Raw genomic sequence first — 4,632 nt, forward strand, 5'->3', positions numbered from 1 at the left:
GTCGCTGGCCACGTCGACCAGCGCGAAGCCGTCGTCGATGTGCTGGCTGGCGACGAGCGTTCCGTCCACCCGCAGCAGGCCGCCGCGCACGTTGAGCTGCACGCCCTGCTGCCCACGCCGCTGCGCCGCGTCTAGGCGGATGTCGCCCGCGCCGCTGCGATAGCCGAGCCCGCCCTCCAGCCATGCCGCGCCGCTATCACGCCCGGCCAGCGCCCGCGCGCCGAAGCCGCTGCGGTCGGGCAGGTTCTGCGTGAAAGTCGCGGCCGCACGGCCGGGCTCGGCGATCACCGAAGCATTGCGTCGCGGTCCCAGCGGAATGGTCAGCGAGCCGAACAGTCCCGCGTCGCGCCGCCCCGCGCGATAGGCGGTGTACTGCACGCCCGCCGAGAGATAGCCGCCGCGCAGGTTCGCCGTGTAGTAGGCCGAGGCGAGATCGTAGCGGGTTTGTCCTTCCCCGCCGATACCCTGCGTCAGCCGCGCATAGCTGGCATTGAGGCTGCCGATCCGTCCGAGCGAAAGCCCTCCCGCGACCGCCAGTTCGCTGCGCCCGCCGCCGTTGAAGCGGCCCTCGCCCACCTGCCGGAACTGCGCGTCGGCGCGCTCGTAGCTGGCGGTGAAGGTATAGACCGGCGTGACGCGCTGCATTTGCGCGCGCACCAGCGTCCCGGTCCCCGCTGACCCTTGCGACACCGCGCCTGCAAGCGAAACCTCGCCCACCGCGCCCAGCACCATCGCCGCGCCAAGGCCCGCCATGCGCGTGCGACCGCTGACCTCCACGCGCCCTTCGAGGGTCAGCGCATTGGTGATCCCGCGCCGCAGTCCGGCCGCCGCGAACAGAGGGCCATAGGCGAAGCTGTCGAAGCCGAAGCGCCTCCGCAGCGCGCCCGCCTCGATCGCGAATTCGGAGAGGCCGGGGCGCAGCAGGCTCGGGCTCGCGTAGAAGCTGCGCGTCACCTGCCGGGTATTGCCCGCAAGGTCACGCACGCTCATCGTCACTTGCCCCGCCCCGGTGAGGCGCGGCTGGAGGGTCAGGTCGAAGGCGCCCGGCCCGACGTCCATCGACTGGCGCGACGATTGCGCCATAAGTTCAACGGTGGATGCCGTCAGCGCGCTCCCGGAGATCACCGGAAGCGGGAAGTTGATGCTCTGAGGATCGAGCGAGAAATCGGTGCCGAGGAACACCCCGCCATAGCGTACCGGACGGCTCCACGGCGCGCCGGTGCCGACGGTGTCGCCCAGCACCAGCCGCATCCGCTGCTGAGGAAAGTCCCGGCGCAGCGCGGTATCCAGCCGCACGACGCCTCCCCGGTCGCTGTCGACGAGAAAGCTGGAGTCGGCGACGCCCCAAGGTCCGGAAACGCCTGCATCGACGAACCCGCCAAGCCGCGCGTGACCGTTCCAGTCGGACAGCGTCAGGTCGTAATCGAGGAACTGCGCCGGGATCGTCTGCGCCAGCGGCACGACATGGCGGCCGGGATCGAACGTGTAGCGCGGAAACAGGCTGACGTCGGCATCGACCAGCAGCGTCGCCCCGTCCGCGTCGAGCCGCGCGACAAGACCCTTCACACGGTCCAGCGCAACATAGCTTTCGCCGCCCAGCGTCTCGGCCGCGGTCATGGAATGGGCGGCGAGGCCCCAGCCCTCGATGTCGCTGCGCCGCGCAAGGAGGTGGCCGTCATGCACGATAAGCAGGCCGGGCTCGGCGATCGCCTGCCCGTTGAGGACGACGCCGACCGGCATGGGCGCCGCCTCGGCCGCAGACTGCGCGCGGGCAGTTCCGGCGCCGATCGCAGGCGACAGGGCAAGCGCAGCCGAAAGGGCTGCCGCAAGGCGGCGGGAGAGGCGCTTCACCGGAGGCGACCATCAGCTCACGGCGCAGGGAGGGCGACGGTATACTCGCCCTCCTCGGCACGCACGTGGATGGAGGACAGACCGCGCGGCAGGCGCTCGGCCGGGATCAGCTGCGCACCTCCGGCCAGAAGATAGAACGGTTTGTCCAGAGTGACCGTCTCGCTCGCTCCCTGCAGGGTGAGCGCAACGACCCGGGCATGGCCGCTGCCCGTGTTGGCAAGGCGCAGACCCTGCGGCGAGATTGAGGCAGTAAACTGTGGCGCCACGCCCTCGGCGCCCCGGAACACCGGGACCGAGAGGCGCAGCAGCGTCTGCACGACGCCCGGCTGGGCCTGTGTGGGATCCGGAAGTTCGTCGACGATCAGGCGCCACTGCCTTTCCGTCTGCGCCCCTGTATCGGCGGGCAGGCTGCAGCGCACCAGCCGCGTGCCGTGCGGCGCAATCGTCGCGATCGGCGGATTGACGACGAAGTCGGTATCGGGATCGAGAATGTCGGCACCGCCCTCGTCGCGGCTCCATGCGAAGCCGCGCACCTGCACGGTCACCGCGCGGTCGGAATCGTTGCCCAGCGTCAGCGAGCAGAAGCGGCGGCCCGAAGGTACATCGACGCGCACCGGCATCACGCTGAGCGAACCCGCCCGCGCCGGGGCGGCAAAGCCGCCCCACATGGCAACGAACAGGGCCGCCAGCAGTACCGGAGCGCGCCGAAAGGTCATCAGTAGGTCACCGTGACGGTCACCGAGTCGGTGTAGGCGCCCGCCGTGGTGTTCTGGCTGCCGGGGATGCGGCCGTAGACGGTGTAGGCGGTGGCGGAAGTCCCGGCGGTGCCCGCTACGGTGTCGGTATTGACGGTGTTGCCCCAGTTCGTGGTGCGGCCGGAATCGGAATAGAGCGCGTAGTTGAGGGTATGGCCGGAGGAATTGAGCTTGCGCACGGTGGTCGTGCCGCCGGTCGTCGTGCCCGCATTGAGGCCGACGTTGTAGGGCGTGCCCTGCGTGCAGGTGACGTTGACGGTGGTGGTCGCGTCGACGTTCGAGGACGACGTCGGGTTGTAGTTGCCGAAAGCCAGCGGGCTGGCGGCGACGACGCAGGCCGACTGCACGTTGGCCGTCACCGTGATGGTGTCGGTCACCGTCGCGGCGGACGCGGCCTGGGGCGCGAGGACGATACCTGCGGCAAGGGCGAACCCTGCGGCAAGCGGGCGAAGGCGGCGAGCGCCGCGGGCATGGTGAACGTTGCTCATGGCAATCGTTTACCAAGTCAGGGTTGCCCAGCCTTCCAACGCCCTCCCCGGTGGTTCACCTAGGAACGCGGCAACCAAACGCTCCGGCGATTTCCGATTGCCCCGGCGTGAAATAGCCCGTGCGGGGCGGTCCTGCGCTTTTGCCCCGGCCGGTCAGGTGGCAAGCTGGCGGGCATAACGAAAATCGCCCCGGAGAGACCTGACCTTGCGCTATCTATCGGAAATCGGTGCCGCGTGGCGCCCGCTACTGGCGGCGACGCTGGGCATGGGTACGGGCATGTCGATCATCGGCACCGTCACCAGCGCGATCGCGCCCTCGCTCGTCGCCGATGCCGGGTGGTCCAAGGCGCAGTTCGCGATGACCGGCATGCTCGGCATGTTGACGGCGCTGTCGATGCCCTTCATCGGCCGCCTCGCCGACCTCTTCGGGGTCAAGCTGACCGCGCTGATCGGGATCGTCGCCATGCCGCTGACGATGCTGGGCTTCAGCCTCATCGGCGGCTCGTTCGAGGCCTATCTGGCGATCTTCATCTTCCAGAGCATCATTTGCGTGACGACCACCGCGACGGTCTACACGCGCCTCGTCGTCCAGCATATCGAGCACGCGCGCGGCCTCGGTCTTGCAATCGTCGCCTGCGGCCCGGCCCTGTTCGCCGCGATCGGCGGGCCGGTCATCAACGAGTTCGTCGAGGCGCACGGCTGGTCGGCGACGTACCGGATGCTGGCGCTGTTCACGGTGCTCACCGGCATCGTCGTGTTCCTGCTCATCCCCGGCGGACGAGCGCATGCGGCCCTCGTCACCGCGCCCAAGCGCCGCGCGCGCGACGACTATCCCGAGATCTTCGGCGAGCGGGCGTTCTGGATCCTGTTCGGCGCGATGTACTTGTGCAACCTGCCACTGACGCTGATTCTCGTGCAGCTCAAGATGCTGGTGCTCGATCAGGGGATCAGCGGCGAAGGCGCCTCGATCATGTTCACCGCGCTGGCGGTGGGGATGCTGCTGGGCCGCTTCGTGACCGGCGTGGCGCTCGACCGCTTCGCGCCGCAAGTGGTGTCGTTCGTGATGCTGGCGCTGCCGGGGCTCGGGCTGTTCGTGCTGGCGAGCAACTGGGACGCGCCGGCAGTGGTGACCGCGGCGATCTTCAGCCTCGGCTTCGCGGTGGGGGCGGAAGGGGATATCCTCGCCTTCCTCGTCGCGCGGCACTTCCGGACGCGAATCTATTCCAGCGTGCTCGGGCTGCTGACGGGGGTGTGCTCGCTGGCGGCCGCTTCGGGAGCAGCGCTGCTGAGCTGGACGCTGGCGCGGACCGGCAGTTTCGACACGTTCCTGGTGACCGTGGGCACGTCGGTATTCGCAGGCGCCCTGCTGCTGCTCATGCTGCGCAAGGGGCCGCAGGTGGAGGAAGCGTTGGGGGAACCGGTGCCGGCCTGACGTCGTCCCGGACTTGATCCGGGACCGCTGACCATGAACAGCCCACCTCGCGGGCGCGCGCAGCTAGCTCTTACCTAAAGACAGCCAGCGGTCCCGGATCAAGTCC

General features: G+C 69.2%; 4 protein-coding genes. 1 reads left to right on the forward strand and 3 read right to left on the reverse strand.

Translation table 11 applies throughout. The annotated features are described in order from the left end of the window. The 3 genes from ACYPYD_RS12935 to ACYPYD_RS12945 all read right to left on the reverse strand — a co-directional run. Positions 1–1,851 (reverse strand): fimbria/pilus outer membrane usher protein (locus ACYPYD_RS12935; RefSeq protein ID WP_459663507.1); only part of this gene is annotated, 1,851 nt, incomplete at its 3' end. A gap of 17 nt (positions 1,852–1,868) precedes the next feature. Next, positions 1,869–2,567, reverse strand: coding sequence for a fimbrial biogenesis chaperone (locus tag ACYPYD_RS12940; RefSeq protein WP_459663509.1), 699 nt, complete (start codon positions 2,565–2,567; stop codon positions 1,869–1,871). Next, entirely contained in the window at positions 2,567–3,094 is a 528-nt protein-coding gene (locus tag ACYPYD_RS12945) for a Csu type fimbrial protein (RefSeq protein ID WP_008830181.1), read from the reverse strand. The genes ACYPYD_RS12940 and ACYPYD_RS12945 overlap by 1 nt, the downstream gene beginning before the upstream one ends. A gap of 205 nt (positions 3,095–3,299) precedes the next feature. Between ACYPYD_RS12945 and ACYPYD_RS12950 the strand changes: the two genes are divergently transcribed. Further along, positions 3,300–4,526, forward strand: coding sequence for an MFS transporter (locus ACYPYD_RS12950; protein ID WP_069708197.1), 1,227 nt, complete (start codon positions 3,300–3,302; stop codon positions 4,524–4,526). Positions 4,527–4,632 lie beyond the last annotated feature (106 nt).

The sequence above is a fragment of the Novosphingobium sp. 11B genome (assembly GCF_054589055.1).

What these genes read in the sequence shown, in the direction of transcription:
- ACYPYD_RS12940 (WP_459663509.1), bottom strand. Translation starts at nt 2,567, where the DNA reads ATGACCTTTCGGCGCGCTCCGGTACTGCTGGCGGCCCTGTTCGTTGCC.
- ACYPYD_RS12945 (WP_008830181.1), bottom strand. Translation starts at nt 3,094, where the DNA reads ATGAGCAACGTTCACCATGCCCGCGGCGCTCGCCGCCTTCGCCCGCTT.